This is a genomic window from Janthinobacterium sp. 67, from assembly GCF_002797895.1.
Taxonomy (GTDB): Bacteria; Pseudomonadota; Gammaproteobacteria; order Burkholderiales; family Burkholderiaceae_D; genus Janthinobacterium.
The window spans coordinates 2931427-2956998 of sequence record NZ_PGES01000001.1 but is presented as its reverse complement, the minus strand read 5'-3'; the positions used below and the strand labels follow the sequence as shown (position 1 = coordinate 2956998).

The window sequence follows — 25572 nt, the reverse complement described above, 5'->3', positions numbered from 1 at the left end:
GCTAGAAAATTTTAGGCAGGTGTATATTGCGAACTGATCTGTGTCTTTTGATAACAATGAAAGGGAATATCATGAAAGTAAGCAAAAATTGGATGACCGTATGTGCCGCCGGCATGATGGTCGTTGCTCTGGCTGCCTGCCAGAAGAAGAGCGATGTCGCCGCAGGTCCTGCGGAACAGGCTGGCCAAAAGATCGATGCGGCCGCTGCCAAGGCTGAAGCCGACATCAAGGCCGCCGCCAGCAAGGCCGATGCTGCCGTGAGCCAGGCCGCTTCCGATACGGGCGCCAAGATGGACCAGGTCGCCGCTGACGCCGACAAGAAAATGAGCGAAGCGGCCGATGCCGTGGGCAAGAAAGTGGAAAAAGCCGGTGAAAAGATGCAGGACGCCGCGCACAAGTAATCGTCGTCTTCAGCGCCCCCCGCAGCTGCCGTCAGGTAATGGCGGCTGCGGCGACGCCTTCGCTGGCCTGGCCGTCTGGCCCGGCCGTCTCTGTCTTTGCCACCCCGTCCGTTCCCCCCAGCACCACGCTCAAATCGACAAAGCCGTCGCGCCACGCGCGTTCCAGGTCTTGCTCCACCGCTTCCAGCGTCGTTTTTTCCACGTTCTGAAAACCGCGCAAGCCATACGCCCGGTTGCGTCCGTGCGCCTTGGCCAGGTACAGCGCCATGTCGATCAGGTTGACGCTGCGTTCCCACGTGAGCGGCCGCCCCAGCGGCGCCAGCGGATAGGGCGCAAATCCCACGGACACGTGCACCTGGATGGCCTGCCCCTGGTAATGGATGACCTGCGCCGCCATGCCATTGAGGATGCGCCGGGCGATATCGTCGAGCCCGTCACGGGCGACGGCCGGCAGGAAGGCGAGGAATTCCTCGCCGCCCCAGCGCACGATCATGTCCGTTTCGCGCAACACGTCGTGCAGGGTTTCGGCGATCGTCGTTAGCACGAGGTCGCCCGCCGCATGGCCGTAGCCGTCGTTGATGTGCTTGAAATGATCGACGTCGAGCAGGAACAGCGCGCCCACGACGTCGGCGCCGGCATAGGATGGCTGCGGCTTGCCCGCATGGCTGCGCATGAATTCCTGAAAATGGCGGCGGTTGTACAGGGCCGTCAGCGGATCACGCGAGCTCTGGCGCTTGAGTTCCTGGTTTTTTACCTTCAGCTGCACGTTGGCGTGGCGCACCTTGCGGTACAGCAAGCCGACGATGGCCGACGCCATGGCCAGCACCAGCGCCAGCAGCCACCATACGCGCTGCTGCAGGCGGCGGTTGTCGATTTCCGTGCTCTTCAGCTGATTCTCCCTGCTCAGCAGCTCGATCTGGCGCTGTTTCTTTTCCGCCTCATATTTTTCCTGCAATTCATACACGGCCTTTTGCCGCTGCTGCTCGAACAGCTGGTTCGAGATGCCCCGCTCGCGGTGATACGCCGTGACGGCGCCGCGCATGTCGCCCGCCTTTTCCAGCGCCATGCCGTATTCCAGCAGCACGGCCTGCATTTCCGGCTGGTTGGCCGTGCGTTCGTAATAGGCCAGGCCCGTGGCCACGCTTTGCTTGCCTTCCTGCAGCCGCCCCTGGCCGATCAATGCCTGGCCGATATTGAGCCGCGCCGTCGCCTCCACCTGTTCATCGTTGACGAGGCGCGCCGCCGTGATGGCTTCATTCGCAAAGCGCAGGGCACGCGCGTAGTCGCCTTCCTTCAGGTAGCTGTCCGACAGATTGACGAGGGTAACGGCGACCATGCCGCGCGCGCCCAGCTGGCGTTCCAGCGCCAGGGCCGCCAGCAGGGCGCGCTGGCCCCGCTGCGGCTGCTGCGCGTCGAGCGCCAGCCCGTACTCCGTATTCTTCGCCTGCGCCATGCGGCCCGGCGATGCCAGGGTGCCGGAGACGGCCAGCAATTCGTCGAGCACCTCGAAGCCCTTGTCGTATTCGCGCATCTGCGTGTACAACAGGGTGAGGGCGTTCAGGGCGGCGGCCAGGCTGGACGGGGATTTGCTCTGGCGCGCCAGGTCGACGGCCGCCTGCAGCTTGGCCAGCGCAAATGGGAAATTGCCTTCCTCGGCCCACGACTGGCCCGCGCTGATGGTGGCCTGCACGCGCACGGGCAGGTCGTCCGTGCCATTGGCGATGCGTTCCGCTTCAAAAGCCAGCAGGTGCGAGGCGCGGCGCTCGTTCCGGGCAAACGTGATGTAGGCCTTGTTGAGCATGCCCTTCGCCAGCGCCACGTCGCTCTTGTTCATGCGGGCGTAGGCGATCAGCTCCTCGGCCAGCTGCATGGCGACGTCGTTCTGGCCCAGGCGCATGCGGGCGTTGCTCAATTGGGTAAGGAATTCCGCGCGCAAGGGCAAGGGAGCGCTGCGCGCCTGCGTTTCCACCTCTTGCAGGCGTTCCAGGGCACGCGCGGGCACGAAGCGGCCATCGTCGCGCACGGCGGCAAGATACTGCTCGAGGTTGCCGACCTGGGCGTGCGCGGCAGGCGGCAGCAGGCAGGCCAATACCAGCAGCCAATGCGCCTTTCGCCATGATGCCCGTCTCTGTCTGCCTGCCAACGTCCCGCTCCCGCAATGACCACCTGTCTGGAGCAGATTATATTCTGTTGCAATCAAGAAATATCATACGGTGCGCGGAAATTTGTGAAAGTGCACACGGCAGGCATTGACAAAACATTATTACTGCGCCAGCTGCTGCAGCAGGTACAGGCGCTGGTACAAGCCCCCTTCGATCTGCATCAAGGCGTCGTGCGGCCCCGCTTCCGTGATGCGGCCGTGATTGAGCACGATGATACGGTCCGCTTCGCGGATGGTCGACAGGCGGTGGGCGATGGCGATGATGGTGACCTTGCCGCGCAATTCATTGAGGGCCAGCTGCACGATCTGCTCCGTCTGGCTATCGATGCGCGACGTCGCTTCGTCGAGCAGCAAGATGCGCGGCTGGCCGGCCAGCGCGCGGGCAATCGCGATCAGCTGCTTCTGCCCCGACGACAGGCGCGAGCCGCCTTCGCCCAGCGGCGTGTCGTAGCCGTGTTCCAGCGCCGCGATGAAGTCGTGCGCATGCGCGGCGCGCGCAGCCGTCTCGATCTGCTGCTGCGTGTAGCCGCGGCCCATGTCGATGTTTTCGCGCGCCGAGGCGGCCAGCAGGAAGGGGTCTTGCGGCACCAGGCCCACGTCGGCGCGGAACTGCTCGTTGTCGATGCTGTCGAGGGCGACGCCGTTGATGGCGATACTGCCCTGCGTGACGGGGTAGAAGCGCAGCAGCAGGGAGAGCAGGGTCGACTTGCCGCTGCCCGTGTGGCCGACGATGCCGAAGAAGGCGCCCTGCGGGATGGTCAGCGACAGGTCGTGCAGCACGGGCTGGTTTTCCACGTAGGCGAAGGTCAGGCGCGCGATGTCGACGGCGGGCGTCCTGCCATCGTTGACGGCATGGCGCGCGGCCGGAGCGGTTTTGCCCGGCGCGTGTTCCAGCGCCTGCGCTTCGTCCAGCAGGGCCGAGACGCGCGCCGTGGCCACCACCGACTGCTGCAGCTGGCTGAATTGCATGGTGATCTGAATCAGCGGTTCGATCACGCGCGCGATGTAGCTGATGAACGCATACAGCACGCCCACTTCCACGGCGCCCATTTCGCGCTGGCCGAAGCTGAAGATGACGACGGCCAGCAGCACGATGTTGAGCATGTCGAGCGCGGGGCGCAGCAGCCAGGCGTTGGCGCGCAATTCCTGCATGCGCGCGGTGTAGTGGTCCTGGTTGATGCCCGTGAAGCGCGCGCCGAAGCGCTTTTCCGCGTTATTCGCCTGCAGCACGCTCATGCCGCCGATCGATTCGGCGATCTGGCCATTGATCTCGCTGCGCAGGGCGCGCGCGCGCGTGACGGCCGGCGCGCTCCAGCGCTGGTACAGGAAGACGATGAGCAGCACGGCCGGCAATAGCGCCAGCACGATCAGCATCAATCGCCAGTCGAGGAAGGCCATGGCGGCCATGGTGCCGACCAGCACGATGGAGCTGTCGAGGATGACGAACAGCACCTGCACGTACAGCGATTTCACCGCTTCCGTGTCGTTGGTGACGCGGCTGACCAGCTGGCCCGTGATGGCGCGGTCGAAAAAACTCATCGGCAGGCGCAGCACGTGCTGGTAGACGGTTTCGCGCAGGCGCTGCACCGAGCGCATGGCCAGGCCGGACAGGCGCACCAGCTGCAAATAGCGCAGGCCGGAAGCGACCCAGCCCGTCAGCAGGCAGCCGCCCAGCAGCAGCGACATGCGCGTCCAGTCCAGGTGGCGCGGCAGCAGGTGCTGGTCGATCAGGGCCTTGCCCAGGATCGGGCCCGTCACTTCGAGGGCGGCGGCGAGGATCAGCCAGAACGTGGCCCAGTATAAATGGCGCAGGTCGGGCGCGGCGGCGCGGCGCAGCAGGCCGATCGCCTGCACGGCCTGGCGGCGCACGGATTGCGTGGCGGTGGTGGCTTGGTCGTTCTTAGATGGCATCGAGGCTGGCCTCCAGTTGTTGATAGCGCCACTGGCTGGCGTACCAGCCGTCGCGCTGCATCAGCGCGTCGTGGTTGCCCGTTTCCGTGACGTGGCCATCGCGCAGCACGAGGATCAGGTCCGCATTGACGACGGCGCTCAGGCGGTGGCTGGCGATGATGGCGCTGCGCTCGGGGCGCTTGCGGCGCAATTCTTCCAGGTGCTGCAGGATGCGCGTTTCCGTGCCCGTGTCGACGGCGGACAGCGCATCGTCGAGCAGCAGCAAGCCGTTGTCGGCCAGGAGGGCGCGGGCAATCGCCACGCGCTGGCGCTGGCCGCCGGACAGGGTGATGCCCTTTTCGCCCACATGCGTTTGATAACCGTCCGGGAACTGCAAGATATCGGCATGGATGTCGGCCAGCTGCGCCGCCCGTTCCACTTCCTCGCGCGTGGCGCCGGGGCGGGCCAGCGCGATATTGTCGGCGATGGTGGCGGAGAATAAAAAGGACTCCTGCGGCACCCAGCTGATGGCCGCGCGCAGCGCATGCAGGGTGTAGGCGGCCAGCGGCTGGCCGCTCCACGTGGCCGTGCCCGATTGCGGCGTGACCTGGCGCAGCAGCACGCGCAGCAGGGTCGATTTGCCGCTGCCCGTGGGACCGACCAGGCCCAGGGTCTGGCCCGGCTGCAACAGCAGCGAAATGCCGGACAGGGCCGGCGCCGTCTGGCCCGCATAGGCAAAGCCGATGTCCTGCAATTGCAGGGGGCCGGGCGTCAGCGTGGCGATGCTGCCATGGTCGTCGATGGCCAGCGGCGCGTCGAGCATCGGCTGCAGGCGTTGCCAGGCGGCGCGGCCCCGTTCGATCAATGAGAGTACCCAGCCGGCGGCGAACATGGGCCAGATCAGCTGGCCCAGGTACATGGAAAAGCTCGTCAGCGCGCCGATGGTCAGCTGGTCTTGCCACACGAGGTAGCCGCCCAGGCCCAGGGTCAGCGCCGTGGCCGCCGTCAGGGTCAGGCCCACGGCCGGTTCATACGCCGCTTCCCAGCGCTGCGCCGTCAGGCTGGCGTTGGCCGCGTGGCCGGCCAGCGTGGAGAACTGCTTGCTGCTGCGCTCTTCCAGGCCCAGCGCGCGCAAGGTGCGCACGCCCGACAGCGATTCCTGCACATGGTCGTTCAGCGCGGAAAAACGTTTCAGCGAATCCGTCGACGCCGTGTGGATATGGCTGGAAATGCGCCAGAAGGCCAGTCCCATCAGGGGGAAGGGCAAGAGGGCGATGCAGGCCAGGCGCCAGTCTACGCCCAGCAGCATGATGCCGAGCACCATCAGCAGGGTCAAAGTGCCGTCGAAGCCGGCCAGCATGGCTTCGCCGGCGGCCATTTCGATGGCGTCGATATCGTTCGTCGCCAGCGCCATCAGGTCGCCCGTGCGCTGGTTCTGGTAGAACGACGCGCCTTGCTGCGACATGCGCGTGTAGAAGCGCGTACGCAGCATCACGCCCAGCTGGTAGGCGGCCTTGAACAGGGTGATGCGCCAGCCCACGCGCAGGAAATAGATGACGACGCCGACGGCGAGCAGGGTCAGCAGCTCAAGCCACAGTTCGGCGGCCGTCATGCGGTGCGCGGCCAGCGCGTCGATGATGGCGCCCACGCGGCGCGGGATCCAGACGGTCAGTGTTGCCACGCCTGTCAGCATGACGGCGGCGGCGGCATACGCCGGCCAATGCTGACGCACGAAGCCGGCGATGAGCCTCGATAAACTCATGGTTACCTTTTGTTTTGAGTAATGGGGTGTCGCGGGGCGGAAGGGCGGGCACGCGGACGGAAAGTACGCGTAGGATACAACAAGGCGGAAAAGCGCGCTGTGGACGAGCACGCAAAAAACGGGCCGTAGCCCGTTGTTTTGCTGCGTCAGTGCCGTGCGCGCGGCTTACTTGCGGCCGCTGCCTTTGCCGCCGCCCAGCATGTCGAGCTGTTTCGATGGCGTGCCCTTGGGCGCTGCCTTGGCTGCCGGCTTGGCGGCCGGCGCAGCGGCGTGCTTCACGGCGGCCTTGGCCACGGTCTTGCCGGCGGTGCTGGCCGGCTTGGCGGCCGGTTTGCTCGAAGAAAATGGTTTCGCGGCTGGCTTGGCCGGTGCTGGCGCGGCGGCTTTCGCTGGTGCCGCGGCGGGGGCAGGTGCGTGCTTGGCCGCTTCAGGCTTGGCTGCCGGTTTCGCTTCGACGGCTTTCACGGCGGGCTTGTCGGCGGCCTTCTCGGCAACCTTGGCCGGTGCTGCCGCCGGCTTGGCTGCCGGGGCGGCAACAGCGGCTGGCGCTGGCGTGGCCTTGGCTACTTCGGCAGGTTTGGCCACTTCGGCCGGCTTGGCGGCAACTGGGGCGGGCGCCGCTGCCGGCGCTGGTGCTGGCGCTGGAGCAGGTGCGACGACGGCCAGCGCGGGCTTGGCTGCGGCAGGAGCAGGAGCAGGAGCGGTTGCGGCGGCAGGGGCCGCCGCATCGAGGCGAGCCTTGGCCGAGGCCAGCAATTCCGCCTGGGTGCCCGAGGCGATGCCGAACAGCTGGCGGCTGTAGGCCAGCACGCTCTCGATGCTTGGCTGCGCCTGGCTGGTGCTGTAGCTGAAGAAGTCGCGCGGGTCCTGCGTTTCCAGCAGATGCTGTGCCGTCTCCGCCGTCTGCGAGATGGCGGCCTTGCCGGCGTTCAGGTTCAGCGCGATGATTTTCTCGGCGCTTTCAAAGACTTTGCTGGTGAGGGTGCTGAAGATTTGCAGCTGGCTTTCCAGTTGCGACTTGGCGGCGCTGGAAAATTGTTCAGGAAGCGGAAACATATTTACTCCTTTGTACGGATTAAAATGCTGGCAAAACGCTCTGCAAAATCCCGAAAACCAGAGTTGGCCGCGTTTTGTAAAGTAGGTAGCGTGCTAAACAGCTGATCATAGACTTTTTATGATGCAACGCAATATGAATATTCTAGCGGTGATTCGAGTTAGTTGAAAGCTATTTTCTCAAGGGCGTGTGCCCCGTGCATGCTGGTATTCATGCGCCTGGCAGCATTTGCCAAAAGTTTGCGCGTGCGCAAAGCGTTGTCAGGGAATCTATGGCTACGCTTTTGATAGTGACGATATTCGTGCACCGCAGCATCCTTGAGCAAGCCAAGAGGACAATCTACTCGAAGCGCCAGGTACCGTAGTCAACCGAAGGAGTGTCCGCATGGACCTTGTCATCCGCAATGTCAGCCTGCCCGACGGGCGCCGCGCCATCGATATCGCCATCGAGGGCGGCCGCATCGCCGCCGTCGGCCCCGCCTTGCCCGTGCGGGGCGCGCAAGAGATCGACGCCGCCGGCGACCTCGTCACGCCGCCGTTCGTCGACGCCCACTTCCACATGGACGCCACGCTCAGCTATGGCTTGCCGCGCGTGAACGCGTCCGGCACCCTGCTCGAAGGCATCGCGTTGTGGGGCGAACTGAAACCGCAGCTGACGCAGGATGCGCTGATCGAACGGGCCTTGCAGTATTGCGACTGGGCCGTGGCGCGCGGCTTGCTGGCCATCCGCTCGCACGTGGATATCTGCGATCCGCGCCTGCTGGCCGTGGAAGCGCTGCTCGACGTCAAGCGGCAAGTGGCGCCGTATCTCGATTTGCAGCTGGTGGCCTTTCCGCAGGACGGCATCCTGCGCAGCGCCGGCGCCTTCGACAATCTGAAACGCGCGATCGCCATGGGCGTCGATGTGGTGGGCGGCATCCCGCATTTCGAGCGCACCATGGCCGACGGCGCGGAATCCGTGCGCCTGTTGTGCGAATTCGCCTGCGAGCGGGGCCTGATGGTCGACATGCATTGCGACGAGTCGGACGACCCGCTGTCGCGCCACATCGAAACCCTGGCCTTCCACAGCCAGCGCCTTGGCATGCAGGGCAGGGTGACGGGTTCGCACCTGACGTCCATGCATTCGATGGACAATTATTATGTGAGCAAGCTGCTGCCGCTGATCCGCGAGGCGGGCGTGGCGGCCATCGCCAATCCCCTCATCAACATCACCCTGCAGGCGCGCCACGATACGTATCCGAAGCGGCGCGGCATGACGCGCGTGCCCGAAATGCTGGCCGCCGGCATCCCCGTCGCGTTTGGCCACGACTGTGTGATGGACCCGTGGTACAGCCTCGGTTCGGGCGACATGCTGGAAGTGGCGCACATGGGGCTGCACGTGGCGCAGATGACGGGCCAGCAAGCGATGCACGACTGCTTCCTGGCCGTCACCGAGACGCCGGCGACCATCCTGGGTCTCGACGGCTACGGCATCGCGCCGGGCTGCCATGCGGATTTGCTGATCCTCGATTGCGGCAGCACCGTGGAAGCGCTGCGTCTGCGCGCGGCGCGGCGCCTGGTGCTGCGCCGCGGGAAAATCGTCAGCGAGGCGCCGCGCGCGCAATCGCGCCTGCACTTGCCGGGGCGTCCGGACAGCGTGAACTTCCGCCTGGGCCGCTGATACAATCAGCCATCACTTGTTATCGGGAGCACCGCCTTGAAAGAAATTGATATCCGCCCGGCCTGCGAAGCCGACTTCGACGCCATGTGGCCGATCTTCCAGACCTTGGTGGCCGGCGGCGACACCTATCCCTTCCCCGCCGACACGACGCGCGAAGCATGCCACGCCTACTGGTTCGGTCCCGGCGTGCAAAGCTTTGTCGCCGTGATGGGCAGCGAGCGCCTGCTGGGCATGTACAAGCTGGTGGCGAACCAGCCTGGCCATGGTTCGCACGTGGCCAATGCCTCGTTCATGGTCGACCCGGCCGCGCAGGGCGTCGGCGTGGGCCGCCTGCTGGGCGTGCACTGCATGGAAGAAGCGCGCCGCGCGGGCTACCTGGCGATGCAGTTCAATTTCGTCGTCAGCACCAACCTGGCCGCCGTCACCCTGTGGAAAAAACTGGGCTTCACGGTTGTCGCCACCTTGCCGCTGGCCTACCGCCACGCGCAGCTCGGCTATGTCGACGCCTACGTGATGTACCAGCTGCTGACCGACCCGATGCAGTGGCCGGCATGAGCGGCGCTGTCACTGTGATCGAGACGTCCCGTCTGCGTCTGCGTACCGCCAGCGTCGATGATGGGGCGTTTTTCCTCGGGCTGGTGAACGAGCCGACCTGGCTGGCCACCATCGGCGACCGCCACATCCACACCGTGGACGCGGCGCGCGCGGCGCTGGAAACGGGCCCGATCGCGCAGCAGCAGGAACTCGGCTACTCTTTCTATATCGTCGAGCACCGTGGCGATGGCGTGGCGATCGGCATGTGCGGCCTGATCAAGCGCGCCACCATGCCGGGTCCCGATATCGGCTACGCGCTGCTGCCCGCGTACTGCGGCCAGGGCCTGGCCTGGGAGGCGGCAGCTAGCGTGCTGCGCCATGCGCGCGACGTGCTGTGCCTGCCGGCGGTGTATGGCCTTGTGTCGCCGCAGAACCAGCCTTCGATCAACCTGATCAACAAGCTCGGTTTGCGCTTCGAACGCTTTTCGCGCCAGCCCATCGTTGGCAAGGACATCAATATCTATCGCAAGAGTTTTCCTTAATCTCTCTAGAAAATAGCGCGACAGGACCTTTACTTGAGGAACAGGTCGCGGTCTGGCGCGAAATGCGCGTACAGGGGCAGGAAGGCGCCGCCCACGGCGCGCGCGTCGGAGCCGACGGTGCCGCCGAGCACCTGCGGCCGGGCGATGCCCTCCCAGCTATAGCATTCCAGCGCGCGCTCGACCTGGACCAGCAACTGTTCGAGCAGGCCGCGGTCGAAGGAGCCGTCGATAATCACCCCCTCCAGGTCGAGCAGGCAGGTGGCGCTGGTGATGCTCAGTGCGATGGCCCGCGCCGCGTCGTCGAGCCATGCCACGGTGTGCGTGATGAACGGTTCCTGCAGCGCGCGCCCGTCGTGGGCGGCGGCCGGGTCCAGCCCGGCCAGGGTGTACAACTGCTCGAGGTTGAACAGGGAAGCGTCGCCCAGCAACTGGCCCGGCGGATGCCTGGCGCCGGCCGTGGCCATGCCGAGCGGCAAGGAGCCGACCGCGCCGGCGTTGCCGTGCAGGCCGCTGTGCAAATGGCTGTTGATGACCAGGCCGCCGCCGATGAAGATGTCGACGAAGATGTACAGGAAGTTCTTGATGCTGCGCCCGCGCCCCAGCACCAGTTCGGCGACGCAGGCGGCGGCCGTATCCTTGGCGAACTCGACCGGCAACGCCGTCATCGTTTGCACGCGCTGGCCGATGTCGATGCTGTCCCACGCGTTGGCCTGCTCCGGCGCCATCTCGAGCAGATTCTGCCAGCCGCCCAAGCCCAGCGGCGCGGCGATGCCGACGCCGCACAGGCGCGGCAGCAACTTCGGTCCCAGCAGCACGGCCATGCTTGTGAGCGCCGACTCGATCTGGCCGAACACGGTGTCGGGGACGGGAAAGGAATAGGGAAACGACAGGCGCTCGCGCGTCTTGCCGACGAAATCGACCAGCAACACGTCGAGGCTGCGCCGGCCGATCTTGATGCCGATCGAGAAGGCGCCGTCCGGATTGAGCATGATGGGCACCGACGGCTGGCCGACCTTGCCGCGCACGGGCGCGCGCTTGCTGACCAGGCCGTCGTCCAGCAGGCGGTTGATGATCAGGGAAACCGTTTGCGTGCTCAGGTTGGTCAGCCGGGCCAGGTCGGCCTTCGGCATGCTGCCGTGCAAGCGCACGGCCTGCAGCACCACCCGCTCGTTGAACTGGCTCATGCCCATCTGGTTCGAGCCGCGCGGCTGCAGCCATGGCACATCATTGATGGCTGCTTGCGGCGCGGGCGCCTCTTCGGTAAAGCTGTCTGGCATGGCGGGGCGGGTCCGGTTTCTACAGGCGTAAAAGAAGGACATTTTATTACATCTGCGCCGCCCCGCCAGTGGAGCTCCGGATGCTGGAGCTTCCGTGCAGCGTTAGCGCCTGGCCCAGATCGACTTCAAAGGCCATATCGTCAGATCTTTCAGCGTTGCCGCGCCGCCCACGGCGAACAGCGCGACGCCGTTGCTGGATGGTTGCGGAAAGATCTGGTCGGTCAACACCACCTCGTTGCCCGCAAATACCATTACCGACGAGGTATCGACCACGATGCGCAGGTCCACCGTGCCGGTGCGCAGGGGCAGCGGGGCGGTATGGCGGGCGGCAAAGCTGGCCTTGAAGCTGGCGTCGCCCGATTTGCTGCGGTCGATGTAGACCTCGCCGGCCACCGCGTCATAGCCGATGACGGTTTCTTCGCCATTCGCGCCGGTGCGCACCTTCAGGCCAAAACCGGTGGCGCTGCCCGGCTGGAACCTGGCCACGATGTCCAGGGCCTGGCCCGGGGCGGGAGAGATAGCCAGCGCTTGCACGCCGGCGGCCACGGAACGGTCCTGGGCGCTGTACAGCGCTTTGCTGCGCAGTGTGCTGAAGTTGTCCACCGGCTGCTGCACCAGCCGCGCCTGGCCGGCTATGGTGCGCAGCGTGAATTCCCGGGCGAAGGTCTGGGCGCTGCGCCATGGGGTGGTGGGCGTGTTGCCAGCGTAGTCCCAGTTGCTCATCCAGCCCAGGCCGATGCGCTTGCCATCGGGTATGCCGTTCCAGGTCACGGCGGCATAGAAGTCGGCGCCGTAGTCGAGCCAGTTGGCTTCTTCCTTGGCGCTGTCCGAAAAGACGATATGGTCGACCAGGATATGGCCCCAGCCGCCCGTGTTGTTGTCCACCACCTGGATCTGCGCGCTCTTGCCCCGGTAGGCGTCCACGTTCCAGCTGCGCCAGTTCAGGGTTTCCGAATTGGCGCCGGTTGCGCTTTTGACCACCTGGCCGTTGACCAGCAGGTTGACCGTCGTTTCATCGCTGACGGGCTTGGCCGGCTGGTCCGAGGCCTCGAACACGTCGGCAAGCAGGTGTCCCCAGGCCCCGTCGTTGTCGTCGATGATGACGATCTGGGCCTGCTGTCCGGCGAACTCGCGCACGTCCCAGTTTGTCCAGTTCAGTTCGGATTCCGCCCCGGTGGCGCTGCGCACGACCTTGCCGTTGACCTTGAGCACCACCGCCGTCGGATTGGGGCTGTCATAGGGATGGTTGCCGCCGCCGATGAGGAAGTTGATATAGGCCCTGGAGATGGTGAAGGTGGGCGACGTCAGGCTGCCCTTGGGCGTGTCGCCAGCCCCGAAGAAGGAATTGAACACACCCGCGCCCAGCTTGCCGGCTGCCGCTTGCCGGTCGGCGTCGCTTCCGGCGGCAACCTTTTGCCCCACCAGGTCGCCGGCGGGCGTCCAGCCCAGGTCGGCGTAGGTGGCATTGGCCGGGCCTTCAAAACCGGCGCCCGGGAACAGCAGGGTTCCCGCAGGCACCGTGCCGTCGCCCGCACCGGCCAGTCGCGGATGGCGCCCGCCGCCGACCATCAGATTGATGTACTTGCTGGTGACGGTAAAGGCGGGCGAGGTGAGCGTGCCCGTGGCGCCGTCATCCTTGCCCAGCCGGTAGGTGTCGAGCAACTGGCTGCCCTGGTTGTCGGCCACGCCATGCGAGGGGACCACGGGCGTCTTGCCCGCAAAGTCGCCCGTCGAGGTCCAGCCGGTGGCATCGAAGCTGGCCGCTTCAAAGTCCTGGTAGACGGTGCCCGTGGGGGGCTTCTTGTCGATCACGCTGCTGGCGTCGGCCACAAAGCGCGTACCGTCGAATTTCCCCACAAAATAATGCGCCCCGGAACCACCGGCCACCGAGCCGGGGTTGATGTTGATGTTCATTACCCATTTGCGTTTGCTGGCGTCGCCATCGACGGGCAGCTCGAACAGGTCAGGACATTCCCAGATGCCGCCGACCGCGTTGGCCGGGCCAAAGGCGCTCATGTAGGTCCAGTCGCGCAGGTTCTTGGATGAGAACAGCAGCGCCTGGTGCTTCTCCGAGGCCACCGCAACCATGACCCATTTTTGCTCCGGCGCATACCAGAAGACTTTGGGATCGCGGAAATTCTGCCCTTCGGTTTCAAACGGGGCCGGTGGCGCGGCAATCACCGGGTTGGCGGCGTACTGCGTCCACGTGCGGCCACGGTCCAGGCTGTAGGCGATGGACTGGGCCTGGGTATTGGGGGCGAGCACCTGGCCGTTGGCCAGCGTTTTTCCTTGCGGGTACACGCTGGTGTAGACGGCCACCATGGCAGGATTGCCGGCGCTGCCAAGGCCGCTGATATTGTTGGTGTCCACCACCACGCTGCCGGAGAAGAACATTTGCGTGAGCTTGCCGCCGGCGTCTTTTTCGGCCGTCAGGGCGACGGGCAGCTCGTTCCAGTGCAGCAGGTCGGTGCTGACGGCGTGGCCCCAGGACATGTCGCCCCAGGTATTGCCGTTCGGGTTGTACTGGTAGAACAGGTGGTATTCGCCGTCGTGATAGACCAGTCCGTTCGGATCGTTCAGCCAGTTTTTGGCGGCGGTGTACGAGAGCTGGGGACGGTAGGTTTCCAGGTGGCTGGACTGCGGCGGTCCGCTGTCGCTGTCGTTGCCGCCGCTGCAGCCCACCAGCAGGGTGGTAAGGCAAGAGGCGAGAACAGGGAAGTGCTTTGACATGCTGTCTCCTTATATTTTATGTTTTATTCCGGCTGCACGTTCCTCAGCCCGCCAGCGGATCGCTGATCACACCCTTCTTGAACAGGAAATTGGCGTACGGTTGCATTTCGCCGGTCTGCACGATGGCGTAGGCGCCCTTGACGCGTTCGTAGAAGGCGAAGCGCTCGACCGCCTCGCATTGCTCGGGCGTGGCGGCGCCGCTGGCGGCGATCTGCTCGAGCATGGTGCGCTGCAGCGCCGACAGATAGCCGTCGGCGGTGTGGCATACCTTCATGAAGGCGACCGGCTGGTCCACCATGGCGTCGAGCGGAAACACCGACAGCAGCGCCGCGCTGGCGCGCTGCAGGCCGATGCCGGGCAGGCGCACCAGCGGCTTGCCCTGGCCCAGGGTCTGGCTGGTGAAGTTGGCATCGACCAGCACGATTTCCTCGCCATGGCCCATTTCGCACAGGATCTTCAGCAATTCCGGGCTGAGCAGCGGATCGATTCCCTTAAGCATGGGCTTCCTCCGGAAAGTCTTCGGCGCTCTTGGCGCCCGTCATCACCGCCACGGTGTCGGACATGCTGATGTGCTTCGGGTTCAGCACGGCGACGCGCTTGCCCAGGCGTTGCACGTGGATGCGGTCGGCGATTTCGAACACGTGCGGCATGTTGTGGCTGATCAAAATCACCGGCAGGCCGCGCTCGCGCACGTTGCGTATCAGTTCCAGTACCATATTGCCCTCCTTTACGCCGAGTGCGGCGGTTGGTTCATCAAGTATCACGACATGCCTGGCAAACGCCGTGCTGCGCGCCACGGCCACGCCCTGGCGCTGGCCGCCCGACAGGGTGCCGACGGCTTGCTTCATCGAACGGATGCCGATTTTCAAATCGCGCATATGGGCTTCCGCCTCGGCCAGCATGCTCTTCTTGTCGATCAGGCGCAAAAACCGCGACAGCATGCCCTTGCGCAGCAGTTCGCGGCCGAGGAACAGGTTCTCGGCGATCGTCATGGCCGGCGCCACCGCCAGGTCCTGGTACACCGTCTCGATGCCGTAGCGGCGGGCGTCGATCGGCGACTTGAGGTGGAGTGGCTTGCCGTCGAGCAGCATCTCGCCTTCGTCCGGGACGAGGGCGCCTGACAGGGCCTTGATCAGCGAGGATTTGCCGGCGCCGTTGTCGCCGATCACGGCGAGTATCTCGCCCGGCAACAAATCAAAATCGGTGCCGTCGAGCGCGGTCACGCTGCCGTAGCGCTTGACCAGGCCGCGGGCCTGGAATACGGCTTGCACATGCGTTTTCATGTTCATCAACCTTTCTTGTGTGTCAGTTGATCGGTGGCCACGGCCAGGATGACCAGGATGCCCGTCACCAGGATCTGGTACACCGAGGACACGCCCATCAAAGTCAGGCCGTTGCGGAACACGCCGACGATCAGCACGCCGACCAGGGTGCCCATGATCGAGCCGCGCCCGCCGAACAGGCTGGTGCCGCCGAGCACGACGGCGGTGATGCTGTCGAGGTTGTCGGTCTGGCCGCCCTGCGGGTCACCCACGCCCATGCGCGCCACGGACATCAGCGCGGCGATGCCGTAGCACATCCCGGCGATCATGTAGACGCCCAGCAAAACTTTATTCGTGGCGATGCCGGTCAGGCGGGCCGCTTCCGGATTGTTGCCGACGGCGTAGAGGTGGCGGCCGGGCGCGGTCTCGCGCAGGTACAGCCAGGTCAGCACGTACATGCCCAGCATCAGCACGGTGCCGTAGGTAAAGGTGGCCTGGCCGAGCTGGAAGGTGTTGCCGAAAAATCCCATCGCTTCCGGCAGGCCGGTGACGGTCTGGGCCTGCGAGTACAGCTGCGTGACGGCGAAGGCAATGTTCATCGTGCCCAGCGTGACGATAAACGCCGGCAGCTTGATCGAGGTGACCAGCGCGCCGTTGATGAAGCCGATCAGCACGGTGACGGCGATGCCGCACCCGATCGCGAGATAGGGGTTCATGCCGAGGTCGACGGCGAATTTGGTCATGATGACCGAGCCCAGGGCCATGGCCATGCCGCAGGACAGGTCGATGCCGGCGGTCAGGATGATCAGGGTCTGGCCGATGGCGATGATGCCGACGACCATGACTTGCTGCAAGATCAGGGAAAAATTCTGGCTGCTGAGGAAGCGGTCGCTTTGCGACGCAAAGAACACGCAGGCGGCGAGCAGGGCAATGACCGGACCCAGTTTAGAGAGCGGCGGCATAAATGTCGGAACGGTGGAACGCATCTGTTATCCATATTCAAGAGGGGAAAAGGCGACGCGCAGGCGGCCGCGCGCCGGCAAGGCAGGCAGCCTTGCCGAACGCGGCTGCTTGCGTGGATTTATTTACCCCAGCAGGAGTTCAGGCCGAACGTCGTGTCGCGGCTCTCGACGCCCGCTTGCTGCTTGTCGCTGATCAGGGTGACGCCGGTGTCGACGTAGCCGCTGGCCTTCTTCCCGTTCTTGGCGTACTCGACGCCGGCTTCGACGCCCAGGCCTGCCATGTTCAGCGGATACTGCTGCGCCGTCGCCGCGATGACGCCGGCCTTGACGTCGCGCACGCCGGCGCAGCCGCCGTCGACCGAAACGATCATCACGTTCTTTTCCTTGCCCAGGGCCTTGAGCGCCTTGTAGGCGCCGGCGGCGGCCGGTTCGTTGATGGTGTACACGAGATTGATGTCGGGATTTTTCTGCAGGCAGTTTTCCATCGCCGTCTGGCCCTTGCCCTGGTCGCCGAAGCTGTCCGCCATGCACACCACGTCGGCGGTTTTCGCCGGCCCGACCGTCTTGGCGCTGATGCCCGGCGCGCCGTAGCCGGCCAGGAAACCGTTGTGGCGGGCTATCCCCACCGGATGGCCGGGGAACAAGTCCAGCATGGCGATCTTGACGGGCTTGCCGGCGAAGGCGGCCTTGGCGTATTGGCCGATCAGCAAGCCGGCCTTGTAGTTGTCGGTGGCGAACAGCGCATCGGTGGCGTCATGCGGCTCGGTCGGGCTGTCGAGGGCGATCACCAGCACGCCGGCCGCGCGCGCCTTCTTGATGGCCGGCACGATGGCTTTCGAATCGCTCGGCGTGATCATGATCGCCTTGGCGCCGGCGGCCACCATGTTCTCGATCGCCGTGACCTGGCCGGCGTTGTCGCCGTCGGCGCGCCCGGCCGCCGTCAACAGCTTGGCGCCCTTCAGCTTTGCGCGTTGCTGCGCGCCTTCTTTCATCTTCACGAAGAAGGGGTTGGTATCGGTCTTGGTGATCAGGCCGACGATTGCTTCCTCGGCCATGGCGGCGCCGCCGGCTGCCGTCAGGATAGCCAGTGCGATGCATTGTTTGACGTTCATTGTGTTGTCTCCAGAATCTATTTATTTTTTACCGGGAGGCGATTGCCTCGGCCTGGGGGCGGCCGTCAATGCGGTGCCCGAGCCAAATATACGCTCGGGTAATTAATAAATCAAGCGGCTTTATATATTGTGTGTGGTAAAAAAGATCAGCCCATCGCGGCCGGCATGGAGGCCGTTTTGCTGAAAAATAGTATTTGAAAACTCGCCGCTTTTGCAGTGGTGGCGGATGGGCTTTGTTTTTATAGTTGGCATACCGGTGGAAAACCGCCGGACTATAAAAATGGAGACGTGTTATGAAAATCATGACTGCTGTTGCATGGGGCACCCTCATGTCCGCCGGGTTTGCAGACGCCTCGGCGCAAAGCTGCTCGGTGCCCGTGATCAAGGTGCTGGCGCAAAAAAGCCTGGGCCTGACGGTGATGGAAAAGACCCTCGCCGAGTACGAAAAGAAAAGCGGCACCAAGGTACAAATCAGCTATTTCGGCGAAAACGACCGCCGCTCCAAGGCCAGGCTCGACGCTTCCACCAAGGCCGGCTCCTACCAGGTCTATTACATCGACGAAGCCAACGTGGCCGAATTCGCCACGGCCGGCTGGGTCGTCCCCCTGCTCAAATACCTGCCCAAGGACGCCGACTACGAGGACTTCCTGCCGGGCCGCCGCGCCGTCGCCTCGTACAAGGGCGTGGCGTATTTCGCGCCCCTGATCGGCGGCAGCGATTTCCTGTTCTACCGCCGCGACCTGCTGGAAAAGGCCGGCATCGCCGTGCCGAAAACACTCGATGAACTGGTCGCCGCCGTGAAGAAAATGAACAGCCCGCCGAACGTGTATGGCTGGGCGGCGCGGGGCCAGCGCGGCTCGGGCATGAATGTGTGGCGCTGGGCGCCGTTCATGCTGGCCGCCGGCGGCAAGTGGGAAAACAATGGCGTGCCGGTCTTCAATTCGCCGCAGGCCGTGAAAGCCACCACCCTGTACCGCGAACTGTTCAAGTATTCGCCGCCCGGTGGCGCCACCTACGACTGGAGCAATGCGCTCGAAGCGTTCAGGTCGGGCAAGGTGGCTTTCATGATCGAGTCGACGCCGTTTGCCGACTGGATGGAAGACCCGAAAAAATCCTCGGTGGTCGACAAGGTCGGCTACGTGCGTCCGCCATCGCCGCTGGCGTCGGCCGCGTATGGCCACGGCCTGGCCATCTCCGCCACCGGCGCGAAAGATGAATGCACGCGCCAGGCGGCGGGCAAGTTCATCGCCTTCGCCACGGGCAAGGAGCAGGAGCAGGCGCGCCTGAAGGACAACGTCTTCAGCGACTACAACCGCAGCAGCACCATCAACAGCGACTACTTCCGCAAGCACGTCAAGCCGCAGATCCAGGCGGGCCTGACGGACACCACGCCCGTCTCGCGCGTCACCATCTGGCCCAGCCCCGAGTGGCCGGACATCGGCGACAACCTGGGTGTCGTTTTGGAGGAAGTGTTTACGGGCACGCGTGGCGACGTGCAAAGCGCGTTGGATGAGGCGAATGAGTATGCGACCGAGGTGATGCAGCGGGCCAGTAAACGCAAATAAGGCGGTAGTACGGTTCCAAGCCCCAACGGCGAAACGCTGGGGTCGGACCCTCAGGGGCCGACCCCGGTCCTAGCCTTTTGGGTGAAAAAATGAAGCTCGAAAGCCATCCTATGCCACACTCCATCCGCAAGAAACGCCACACCTGGCTGCCGGCCGTCTTCCTGACCCTGCCGCTGCTGGTCCTGCTGGTACTGGGCCTGGTGCCCAGCATCGCTGCCATCAACCTGGCCCTGCAAAACCGCGTGCTGCGCTACAGCGACAGCGATTACGTCGGCTTTGCCAATTTTCTCCGCCTGTTCGGCGACCGCCGCTTCCTCAATGCCGTGCAAGTGTCGGCCATCTGGGAAGTGGTGACCGTGGCCGGCTCGCTGATCGTCGGCGTGCTGCTGGCCGTGTTCCTGTTCGAGAAAGTCAAGGGCCGCACGCGTGACATCATCGCGCTGCTCTTGATCGTGCCCGTGCTGCTGCCGCGCGTGTCGGCCGCCTTCATCTGGAAGTTCATGTATTCGCCGCTGATGGGCATTTTGAACTGGCTGCTCGAATGCGTGGGCCTGGGCGGCACGGCCCTGCTGGCCGATCCCGCCACGGCCCTGTACGCGGTGGCGCTGGTCGACATCTGGCAATGGGGCCTGTTCTTCGGCGCCGTCATCCTGAAGCTGCTGGAAACCCTGCCCGGCGAACCGCTGGAAGCGGCGCGCCTCGATTACGCCAGCACGCTCCAGGTGTATGCCTACATCGCGCTGCCCATGCTGAAGGTGCCCATCATGAGCCTCGTGTTCATCAAGATGGTCGAGTCGCTGCGCTCGTTCGACCTGATCTACGTGATGACCAAGGGCGGCCCCGGCATCTCCACGGAAACCCTGGACATGTACGCGTATGCGCAGGGCATCGGCCTGATGGGCAAGGTGTCGTACGCGTCCAGCATGGCCGTGCTGATGATGCTGGCCACGACTGTCATCTTCACTTTACTCTGGAAGCGGGTCGCCAAATGGGAAAACTGACTAAGAACACCCTAACCAAACCTACTGCGCAGCGCGATTTGCGGCCTCCGATGCTCACTGTGCATGCGCACAGTTCCGCTTCTCAGCCACAACTCACATCTGCTCGCAACGGTTTTGTCAGGTGTCTTAGGGTGCTGCGCACCCCGGGCGGCATTGGTGCCATCACCACCACCGCCATTACCACCGTCATCGTGTTGGTGGCGCTGTTCCCCATCCTGTGGGCCGTGCTCAATTCCTTCAAGGAGCTGATGGACATCGTCACGCCCGTGCCGCGCTTTTTCTTCAGCCCGACACTGGCCAATTACAAGCAGGTGCTGGCCAGCCCCGAAGTGCTGACGGGACTGGGCAACAGCGTGGCCATCGTCGGCGTGGCCGTGCTGCTGGGGGCCGTGCTGGGCGTGCCGGCCGCGTATGCGATCGCCCGCTATCCGATCCCGGCCAAGAAGGATATCCAGTTCTTCCTGTTGTCGCTGCGCTTTTTGCCGCCCGTCGCCGTCGCCATTCCCTTGATCTCGATCTGGATCGACCTGGGCCTGTACGACTCGCGTTTGTCGATGGTGGTGACGTATCTGCTGGTGACCCTGTCGACCATCATCTGGCTGTCGATTCCCGCGTTTGCCCGCATCCCGAAAGAGATCGAGGAAGCGGCCGCGCTCGACGGCTACGGCCCCTACCAGGTGTTCTGGCACGTGGCCCTGCCGGTGGCGTCGAAGACCCTGATGGGCGGCATCGTCTTCAGCTTCGTGCTGGTCTGGAATGAACTGATGATCGCGCTGGCGCTCACCTCGTCGAAGAGCATGACCCTGCCCGTGGTGGCGTCGGCCTTTACCTCGATGGGCCAGGAAGTGCCGTGGGGCGTGGTGAACGCTTCGACCGTGCTGCTGGCGCTGCCGCCGCTGCTATTCGTCGGCATCCTGGGACGGCTGCTCAACTCCATGCTCAAACATAAATAAGGAATTCCATCATGCAAGCACTCGTACTGGAACAAGCGCATTCCATCACCCTGCGCGACATCGACCTGCCGCTGGCCGTCGGCCCGCGCGACGTGAAAATCAGGATACACACCGTGGGCATCTGCGGCAGCGACGTGCACTATTTCAAGCACGGCAAGATCGGCCCCTTCGCCGTCGAAGCGCCGATGGTGCTCGGCCACGAAGCGTCCGGCGTGGTGGCCGAAGTGGGCGCGGAAGTCACGCACCTGAAGGTAGGGGACCGGGTCTGCATGGAGCCGGGCGTGCCGCAGTTCGATTCGCCGGCCACCATGCGCGGCCTGTACAACCTCGATCCCGCCGTGCGCTTCTGGGCCACGCCGCCCATCCACGGCTGCCTCACGCCGTACGTCGTGCATCCGGCCGCCTTTACCTTCAAGCTGCCCGACAACGTCAGCTTCGGCGAAGGCGCCATCGTCGAACCGCTGGCCATCGGCCTGCAGGCGGCGAAAAAGGCGGCCATCAAGCCGGGCGACGTGGCCGTCGTGATCGGTGCCGGCACCATCGGCGCCATGAATGCGCTGGCCGCGCTGGCGGGCGGCTGCTCGCGCGTGATCCTGGCCGACCTGGTGCCGGAAAAGCTGGCCCTGTTCGCCGACAATCCCGCCGTGACCACGGTCGACGTGCGCCAGGCCAGCCTGTTTGATACGGTGCGCGAACTGACGGACGGCTGGGGCGCCGACATCGTCTTTGAAGCCAGCGGCAGCATGCGTGCCTACGACAACATCGTCGACCTGCTGTGCCCGAACGGCTGCCTGGTGCTGGTCGGCATGCCGCCCGAAAATGTCCCCTTCGATATCGTCGCCATCCAGGCCAGGGAAGTGCGCATCGAATCCGTCTTCCGCTACGCGAACATCTTCCCGCGCGCCATCGCCTTGCTGGCTTCGGGCAAGATCGACGTGAAGCCCTTCATTTCGCGCACCTTCGGTTTTGCCGACGGCGTGCAGGCGTTCGAGGAAGCGGCCCAGGGCCATCCGCGCGACGTCAAGATCCAGATCGAACTGGCAGGAGACTAACCATGGCAAACATCGCTTGCAGGCAGTTGCACAAGACTTATGACGAGAAGACGGCCGTGCTGCAGCCGTTCGACCTGGAGATAGCTGACGGCGAATTCATCGTCCTGCTGGGGCCATCGGGCTGCGGCAAGTCGACCTTGCTGCGCATGATCGCGGGCCTGGAAGACATCAGCGGCGGCGAGCTGCACATCGGCGGCGCCATCGTCAACGACTTGCCGCCCCGCGCGCGCAACGTGGCGATGGTGTTCCAGAACTACGCGCTGTATCCGCACATGACGGTGTACGACAATATCGCCTTCGGCCTGCGCCGCCTGAAGGTGCCGCACGACGAGATCGAGCGCCGCGTGCGCGAGGTGGCGGCCATCCTCAGCCTGGACAGCCTGCTGGAGCGCAAGCCGCGCGCCATGTCGGGCGGCCAGCAGCAGCGCACGGCCATTGCGCGCGCCATGATCAAGACGCCGCAAGTGTTCCTGTTCGACGAACCGCTGTCGAACCTGGACGCCAAGCTGCGCGCGCAGCTGCGCGCCGACATCAAGCGCCTGCACCGCCGCCTGCGCACCACCACCCTGTACGTCACGCACGACCAGCTCGAAGCCATGACGCTGGCCGACCGGGTGGTGCTGATGAAGGGCGGGCACATCGAGCAGATCGGCACGCCGGCGCAGCTGTACAACCATCCGCGCACCCTGTTTGCGGCGGGGTTCATCGGCACGCCTGCCATGAACTTCATCGATGGCGTCGTCGAAAAAGACGGCGGGAAAACGGTGCTCGTCTGCGCCGGCTATCGCTGGTCCTTGATTTCCCCCCGCTTCGCCGCGCTGGCGGCAGGCAGCCGCGTGGTGTTCGGTTTGCGGCCGAATCACTTGCGCGCGGCGCTGCCGCAGGAGCAGGCAGGCACGCATGGCCTGGCGTGCGCGATCGACTTGGTCGAGTTGCTGGGCGCCGAAGCGCTGATCAGCTTCCAGTGCGGCGCCCTGAGCCTGTCCGCGCTGCTGCCGGCGAACGTGGCCAGCAGCACGGCGCAGGTGGGCCAGACCCTGGCGCTGGCCTTCGATGAAGAGCACATGCATCTGTTCGACGCCGACAGCGGACTTGCTTTGGCGCTCAGTGCTCAGCTAAGTGGTTAGAATAGCTGGCAACGAGACCGCGCAAGGAAACTGCCGTGACGCCTGACCTGGAACTGATACACAAACCGATCCACGAATCGTTTCGCGCGTGGGCGCACGGCTTTCCGCACACGGTGGCGAAATGGCATTTCCATCCCGAGTACGAACTCCACTTCATCATCACGTCAAACGGCAAATTTTTCATCGGCGACCATATCGGCAGCTACGGGGCGGGCAATCTGATCCTGACGGGGCCGAACCTGCCGCACAACTGGGTCAGCGAACTGCCGGAAGGCGTGGTCCTGCCCGAGCGCGACCTGGTGCTGCAGTTTTCCGGCGACTTCATCGAACGCTGCGCGCTGCTGTTTCCGGAAATGGCGCCCCTGAAAGCCCTGCTGGGCGAGGCGGCCAGGGGCTTGCAATTTCCCGACGCGCTGGGCCTGCGCCTGGTGCCGCTGATGAAGGAATTGACGACGGCGCAGGGCTTGCGCCGGGTCGAACTGTTTACGCGCCTGTTCGGCGAACTGTGCGACTGCCGCGAACGGCGAGCGCTGGCCAGCGTGGCTTACCTGGCGCAGGCGGGCCGCTACATGTCGTCGACCATCAACCTGGTGCTGGCCTATATCAAGCAGAACATCACGCTCGACTTTTGCGAGCAGGACGTGGCCGACGTGGCGGAAATGAACACTTTGAAATTCACGCGTTTCTTCCGCAAGCATACGGGCACTTCGTTCATCCAGTACGTGAACCAGGAGCGCATCGCGCTCGCTTGCGAGCTGCTGATGAACACGGACATGAAGGTCACCGACATCTGCTACCGCACGGGCTTCAACAACCTTTCCAATTTCAACCGCCAGTTTTTGGCCCACAAGCAGATGTCGCCGTCGAAGTTCCGCTCCTGCCTGCTGATGAACATGCCCGAGCCGTCCGTCGACGGCCATTCTTAACTTTCTTCTGGAATCAAATGACATATCTCGGTATCGATATCGGCACCTCCGAAGTCAAGGCCATCCTCACCGATGATGCGCAGACCATCCTCGCCAGCGCCGGCGTGACCTTGCGCGTCTCCAGCCCCCATCCGGGATGGTCGGAACAGAATCCCGAAGACTGGTGGCACGCCACCCTGGACGTCATCGCCGCCATCCGCGCCGCGCAGCCGGTGGCGTTTTCCGGCTTGCGCGGCATCGCCCTGTCGGGCCAGATGCATGGCGCCACCTTGCTCGACAAGCAGCAGCACGTGCTGCGCGCGGCCATGTTATGGAACGACACGCGCGCGTTTGCCGAATGCGTGGAGCTCGAGGCGCTGGTGCCCGAGTCGCGCGCCATCACGGGCAACCAGGCCATGCCCGGCTTCACGGCGCCCAAGCTGCTGTGGCTGCAGAAGTACGAGCCATCGCTGTTCCGCGCCACGGCCAAGGTCTTGCTGCCCAAGGATTACGTGGCGCTGCGCCTGACGGGCGAGTACGTGTCCGACATGTCCGATGCCTCCGGCACCCTGTGGCTGGACGTGGCCAGACGCGACTGGTCCGAACGCATGCTGGCCGCCACCGGTTTGACGCGTGAGCACATGCCGCGCCTGGTCGAAGGCAACGCCGCCGCGGCGCAGGTGCGGCCGTCCCTGTGCCAGGAGTTGGGCATTGCGCATCCGGTGCTGCTGGCCGGCGGCGCGGGCGACAATGCGGCGGCCGCCGTCGGCCTGGGCGTGGTGGAGCCGGGCGCCGGCCTGCTGTCGCTGGGCACGTCCGGCGTGCTGTTCGCGGGCAGTGATGGCTTTGCGCCCAATCCTGGCCAGGGCGTGCACGCGTTCTGCCACTGCCTGCCCGAGCGCTGGCACCAGATGAGCGTGATCCTCAGCGCCGCGTCCAGCCTCAGCTGGGTGGCGCGATTGACGCAGTCGTCCGACATCGGCGAATTGGTGAAGCTGGCGGAACACGTCGAGGCGGGCGCCGCACCGGTCTTTTTGCCCTACCTGAGCGGCGAGCGCACGCCGCACAACGACGCTTGCGCGCGCGGCGTATTCTTCGGCCTGTCGACGGAACACGGACGGGCGGACCTGGCCTACAGCGTGATGGAAGGCGTGGCCTTTGCCATGGCCGACGGCAATGCGGCCCTGCGCAGCGCCGGCACGCAGCTGGAAGAAGCGTCGTTCGTGGGCGGCGGTTCGCGCAGCCGCTTCTGGGCCCAGCTGTGCGCGAATGCCTCGGGCTTGAACGTGCTGCGCCACGACCACGGCGCGGCTGGCGGCACCATGGGCGCGGCGCGCCTGGCGCAGATGGCCGTGACGGGCTTGCCGCCCGCGCAAGTGTGCACGCGGCCACCCGTGCAGGAGACCATCGCGCCGCAGGCCTCCGCCGTGCTGGACGAACGGCTGGCGCGCTACCGGCGTTTGTATCCGCTGCTGCGCGAGGAGTTCGCGGGAGCGGCCGCCGTGTCGCGCTGAAGCGACCGGCAAGATTGCCGGCCTGACCATGCTGCGAACACGTCACCATGGTCAGGCAGTCAACCTTCCCTTGTAATTTGTTGTTTCTATGTTGAAAGTGTTTCTGTAG

The 25572-nt window shown here is 64.7% G+C and carries 21 protein-coding genes; 11 read left to right on the top strand and 10 right to left on the bottom strand.

Annotated elements, in window-relative coordinates:
* The first annotated feature begins 92 nt into the window (after positions 1 to 92).
* Positions 93 to 401, top strand: coding sequence for a hypothetical protein (locus tag CLU90_RS13295; RefSeq protein WP_232731188.1), 309 nt, complete (start codon positions 93 to 95; stop codon positions 399 to 401).
* A gap of 31 nt (positions 402 to 432) precedes the next feature.
* Here CLU90_RS13295 and CLU90_RS13290 read toward each other — a convergent pair whose 3' ends face one another.
* From CLU90_RS13290 to CLU90_RS13275, 4 genes are all read right to left on the bottom strand, one after another.
* On the bottom strand, positions 433 to 2490 hold the full coding sequence (locus CLU90_RS13290) for a sensor domain-containing diguanylate cyclase (RefSeq protein WP_332870865.1): 2058 nt from the start codon (positions 2488 to 2490) through the stop codon (positions 433 to 435).
* 174 nt (positions 2491 to 2664) lie between these two features.
* Positions 2665 to 4473 carry an ABC transporter ATP-binding protein gene (locus CLU90_RS13285; RefSeq protein WP_100428133.1) on the bottom strand — a complete coding sequence of 603 codons (1809 nt, stop codon included), beginning with the start codon at positions 4471 to 4473 and terminating at the stop codon, positions 2665 to 2667.
* Positions 4463 to 6214 carry an ABC transporter ATP-binding protein gene (locus tag CLU90_RS13280; protein WP_100428132.1) on the bottom strand — a complete coding sequence of 584 codons (1752 nt, stop codon included), beginning with the start codon at positions 6212 to 6214 and terminating at the stop codon, positions 4463 to 4465. Before CLU90_RS13280 ends, CLU90_RS13285 begins: the two co-directional genes overlap by 11 nt.
* 165 nt (positions 6215 to 6379) lie before the next feature.
* On the bottom strand, positions 6380 to 7270 hold the full coding sequence (locus CLU90_RS13275; protein WP_100428131.1) for a phasin family protein: 891 nt from the start codon (positions 7268 to 7270) through the stop codon (positions 6380 to 6382).
* Positions 7271 to 7652: 382 nt separating this feature from the next.
* On the opposite strand from CLU90_RS13275, the gene CLU90_RS13270 reads away from it, so the two are divergent.
* Genes CLU90_RS13270 through CLU90_RS13260 form a run of 3 tightly spaced genes read left to right on the top strand, consistent with a single transcriptional unit; the run spans position 7653 to position 10003 of the window.
* Complete coding sequence (locus CLU90_RS13270; protein ID WP_100428130.1) at positions 7653 to 8927, top strand: amidohydrolase family protein; 1275 nt, start codon at positions 7653 to 7655, stop codon at positions 8925 to 8927.
* A 36-nt stretch (positions 8928 to 8963) separates the two neighbouring features.
* The gene (locus CLU90_RS13265; protein WP_092713757.1) at positions 8964 to 9482 is read left to right on the top strand and encodes a GNAT family N-acetyltransferase; all 519 of its coding nucleotides are present in this window, start codon (positions 8964 to 8966) and stop codon (positions 9480 to 9482) included.
* Positions 9479 to 10003: a GNAT family N-acetyltransferase gene (locus CLU90_RS13260; protein ID WP_092713755.1), complete on the top strand. Its 525-nt coding sequence runs from the start codon at positions 9479 to 9481 to the stop codon at positions 10001 to 10003. Before CLU90_RS13265 ends, CLU90_RS13260 begins: the two co-directional genes overlap by 4 nt.
* A 29-nt stretch (positions 10004 to 10032) precedes the next feature.
* Here the strand turns inward: CLU90_RS13260 and CLU90_RS13255 are convergent, their stop codons facing one another.
* From CLU90_RS13255 to CLU90_RS13230, 6 genes are all read right to left on the bottom strand, one after another.
* The gene (locus tag CLU90_RS13255) at positions 10033 to 11280 is read right to left on the bottom strand and encodes an ROK family transcriptional regulator (protein WP_100428129.1); all 1248 of its coding nucleotides are present in this window, start codon (positions 11278 to 11280) and stop codon (positions 10033 to 10035) included.
* A 102-nt stretch (positions 11281 to 11382) separates the two neighbouring features.
* Positions 11383 to 14010, bottom strand: coding sequence for a glycoside hydrolase family 32 protein (locus tag CLU90_RS13250; protein ID WP_100428128.1), 2628 nt, complete (start codon positions 14008 to 14010; stop codon positions 11383 to 11385).
* A gap of 43 nt (positions 14011 to 14053) precedes the next feature.
* Positions 14054 to 14509: an RbsD/FucU family protein gene (locus CLU90_RS13245; RefSeq protein WP_100428127.1), complete on the bottom strand. Its 456-nt coding sequence runs from the start codon at positions 14507 to 14509 to the stop codon at positions 14054 to 14056.
* On the bottom strand, positions 14502 to 15299 hold the full coding sequence (locus tag CLU90_RS13240; RefSeq protein WP_100428126.1) for an ATP-binding cassette domain-containing protein: 798 nt from the start codon (positions 15297 to 15299) through the stop codon (positions 14502 to 14504). The genes CLU90_RS13245 and CLU90_RS13240 overlap by 8 nt, the downstream gene beginning before the upstream one ends.
* Entirely contained in the window at positions 15299 to 16258 is a 960-nt protein-coding gene (locus tag CLU90_RS13235) for an ABC transporter permease (RefSeq protein WP_046686049.1), read from the bottom strand. Before CLU90_RS13235 ends, CLU90_RS13240 begins: the two co-directional genes overlap by 1 nt.
* A 95-nt stretch (positions 16259 to 16353) precedes the next feature.
* Positions 16354 to 17346: a sugar ABC transporter substrate-binding protein gene (locus CLU90_RS13230; RefSeq protein ID WP_100428125.1), complete on the bottom strand. Its 993-nt coding sequence runs from the start codon at positions 17344 to 17346 to the stop codon at positions 16354 to 16356.
* 293 nt (positions 17347 to 17639) lie between these two features.
* On the opposite strand from CLU90_RS13230, the gene CLU90_RS13225 reads away from it, so the two are divergent.
* The 7 genes from CLU90_RS13225 to xylB all read left to right on the top strand — a co-directional run bounded on the left by CLU90_RS13225 (position 17640) and on the right by xylB (position 25463).
* Complete coding sequence (locus tag CLU90_RS13225) at positions 17640 to 18911, top strand: ABC transporter substrate-binding protein (RefSeq protein WP_092713740.1); 1272 nt, start codon at positions 17640 to 17642, stop codon at positions 18909 to 18911.
* 110 nt (positions 18912 to 19021) lie between these two features.
* Positions 19022 to 19912 carry a carbohydrate ABC transporter permease gene (locus CLU90_RS13220; protein WP_092713738.1) on the top strand — a complete coding sequence of 297 codons (891 nt, stop codon included), beginning with the start codon at positions 19022 to 19024 and terminating at the stop codon, positions 19910 to 19912.
* A 134-nt stretch (positions 19913 to 20046) separates the two neighbouring features.
* Positions 20047 to 20865 carry a carbohydrate ABC transporter permease gene (locus CLU90_RS13215; RefSeq protein ID WP_442906744.1) on the top strand — a complete coding sequence of 273 codons (819 nt, stop codon included), beginning with the start codon at positions 20047 to 20049 and terminating at the stop codon, positions 20863 to 20865.
* An 11-nt stretch (positions 20866 to 20876) separates the two neighbouring features.
* Positions 20877 to 21917, top strand: coding sequence for an NAD(P)-dependent alcohol dehydrogenase (locus CLU90_RS13210; protein ID WP_092713734.1), 1041 nt, complete (start codon positions 20877 to 20879; stop codon positions 21915 to 21917).
* Between the two features lie 2 nt (positions 21918 to 21919).
* A complete protein-coding gene (locus CLU90_RS13205) occupies positions 21920 to 23044 on the top strand; it encodes an ABC transporter ATP-binding protein (protein ID WP_100428124.1) in 1125 nt (374 codons plus the stop codon).
* Between the two features lie 35 nt (positions 23045 to 23079).
* Positions 23080 to 23970 (top strand): AraC family transcriptional regulator, encoded by an 891-nt coding sequence (locus tag CLU90_RS13200; RefSeq protein ID WP_092713730.1) that lies wholly within the window; start codon positions 23080 to 23082, stop codon positions 23968 to 23970.
* 17 nt (positions 23971 to 23987) lie between these two features.
* Positions 23988 to 25463, top strand: coding sequence for a xylulokinase (xylB, locus tag CLU90_RS13195; RefSeq protein ID WP_100428123.1), 1476 nt, complete (start codon positions 23988 to 23990; stop codon positions 25461 to 25463).
* Positions 25464 to 25572 lie beyond the last annotated feature (109 nt).

Bases quoted from the DNA above. Each gene is read 5' to 3' on its own strand.
- CLU90_RS13295 (WP_232731188.1), top strand. From the start codon at position 93: ATGACCGTATGTGCCGCCGGCATGATGGTCGTTGCTCTGGCTGCCTGC.
- CLU90_RS13285 (WP_100428133.1), bottom strand. From the start codon at position 4,473: ATGCCATCTAAGAACGACCAAGCCACCACCGCCACGCAATCCGTGCGC.
- CLU90_RS13280 (WP_100428132.1), bottom strand. From the start codon at position 6,214: ATGAGTTTATCGAGGCTCATCGCCGGCTTCGTGCGTCAGCATTGGCCG.
- CLU90_RS13275 (WP_100428131.1), bottom strand. From the start codon at position 7,270: ATGTTTCCGCTTCCTGAACAATTTTCCAGCGCCGCCAAGTCGCAACTG.
- CLU90_RS13270 (WP_100428130.1), top strand. From the start codon at position 7,653: ATGGACCTTGTCATCCGCAATGTCAGCCTGCCCGACGGGCGCCGCGCC.
- CLU90_RS13260 (WP_092713755.1), top strand. From the start codon at position 9,479: ATGAGCGGCGCTGTCACTGTGATCGAGACGTCCCGTCTGCGTCTGCGT.
- CLU90_RS13255 (WP_100428129.1), bottom strand. From the start codon at position 11,280: ATGCCAGACAGCTTTACCGAAGAGGCGCCCGCGCCGCAAGCAGCCATC.
- CLU90_RS13250 (WP_100428128.1), bottom strand. From the start codon at position 14,010: ATGTCAAAGCACTTCCCTGTTCTCGCCTCTTGCCTTACCACCCTGCTG.
- CLU90_RS13245 (WP_100428127.1), bottom strand. From the start codon at position 14,509: ATGCTTAAGGGAATCGATCCGCTGCTCAGCCCGGAATTGCTGAAGATC.
- CLU90_RS13240 (WP_100428126.1), bottom strand. From the start codon at position 15,299: ATGAACATGAAAACGCATGTGCAAGCCGTATTCCAGGCCCGCGGCCTG.
- CLU90_RS13235 (WP_046686049.1), bottom strand. From the start codon at position 16,258: ATGCGTTCCACCGTTCCGACATTTATGCCGCCGCTCTCTAAACTGGGT.
- CLU90_RS13230 (WP_100428125.1), bottom strand. From the start codon at position 17,346: ATGAACGTCAAACAATGCATCGCACTGGCTATCCTGACGGCAGCCGGC.
- CLU90_RS13225 (WP_092713740.1), top strand. From the start codon at position 17,640: ATGAAAATCATGACTGCTGTTGCATGGGGCACCCTCATGTCCGCCGGG.
- CLU90_RS13220 (WP_092713738.1), top strand. From the start codon at position 19,022: ATGCCACACTCCATCCGCAAGAAACGCCACACCTGGCTGCCGGCCGTC.
- CLU90_RS13210 (WP_092713734.1), top strand. From the start codon at position 20,877: ATGCAAGCACTCGTACTGGAACAAGCGCATTCCATCACCCTGCGCGAC.
- CLU90_RS13205 (WP_100428124.1), top strand. From the start codon at position 21,920: ATGGCAAACATCGCTTGCAGGCAGTTGCACAAGACTTATGACGAGAAG.
- xylB (WP_100428123.1), top strand. From the start codon at position 23,988: ATGACATATCTCGGTATCGATATCGGCACCTCCGAAGTCAAGGCCATC.